This is a genomic window from Xenorhabdus sp. SGI246 (assembly GCF_040838225.1).
GTDB lineage: Bacteria > Pseudomonadota > Gammaproteobacteria > Enterobacterales > Enterobacteriaceae > Xenorhabdus > Xenorhabdus indica.
Window position 1 is genome coordinate 1 of the sequence record NZ_JBFPEZ010000154.1, and the last position, 1,261, is coordinate 1,261.

The window sequence follows — 1,261 nt, forward strand, 5'->3', positions numbered from 1 at the left end:
AGTTTATCATTTAAATAAAGCCGAAGTTCTTCAATAGTTGGTAACTGTCTTCCTGCTATATAAGCCAGTAACTGTTTCTCTCCATTTTTGGGCTGCCACCCAACAACTGAAACTTCATTGATACCAGAATGAGTTGTGATTATTTTTTCTATTTGGCGAAAATCAACATAATAACCACGAATTTTTATTTCATGATCACGGCGTCCAATTAACTCTAATGCACCGTTTTCCAAATACCGACCTATATCACCTGTTCTGTATAATCGCCCACCGGTTTTATCAAATGGATTGGCTATAAAACGCTCAGAAGTTAATCCCGGCATATTCAAATAGCCTTGCGAAATGCTATCGCTTTCTATATACAATTCTCCCATTATACCAACGGGTAATAGCTGCATATAATTATCTAATACAAATACTCGAGTGTTTGCAATCGGATATCCGACTGACGCGAATGTATTATTACCATTATCTTTTTCTGGAATGGAATAGCTTATATCATTAATTTCAGTACAGCCATAAATATACCAAACTTGCACCCATGGCATTAGAGTACGTACTCTCTCAAGTAAATCCATTGAGCATGGTTCAGCTGAAATAAACAAGATATCTAAATTAGCTAATTTTTTTGGGGTAGTTTCAATATACGTTAATATAGATTCAAGCTGAGATGGCATAGTATACAGCCGAGTAACTTTCCAGTGTTCCATCTCTTCTACAAAGGTAGGAATATCTTTAACTGTATTTTCTTTGAAAAAATGCAAAGGTGTACCGATTAGTAGACCTGATAATAATTCTTTAACTGAAATAGCAAAAGCTATTGAGGTTTTTTGTGCTACTAACTCATTTTTACCAAATGGTATTTTGTTCCAAAGAGAATGTAAGCAATTTAGTAATTGTCGATGTGGTACCATTACTCCTTTAGGATTTCCAGTTGAGCCTGAAGTATACATGATATAAGCCAATTGTTCAGGGTCACAATGGTGTTTTAAAGGAGCAGAAGAGTGAGAAAGGATTTCAGTATCTTCTAAAGAGATAACAGAATACCCCACCCTATTCAATTTTTCTGTAGTATTTGATGAAGTTAGTACAAGTTTTGGTTTGGCATCCTCTAAAATAAGAGTCATATACTCATGTGGATACTCAGGATCTAAGGGAACATAACATCCTCCAGCTTTAAATATACCGAGAATTGCGATTAATAAATTTATATCTCGCTGGCAATGGAGAGCCACTGGTACATTTTTACTAACTCCTTGAG

Annotated in this window: 1 protein-coding gene; it reads right to left on the reverse strand. The window is 35.2% G+C overall.

Annotated elements, in window-relative coordinates:
• The coding region (locus ABLA85_RS18735) for an amino acid adenylation domain-containing protein (protein WP_367965815.1) at positions 1-1,261 on the reverse strand (1,261 nt) is incomplete at both ends.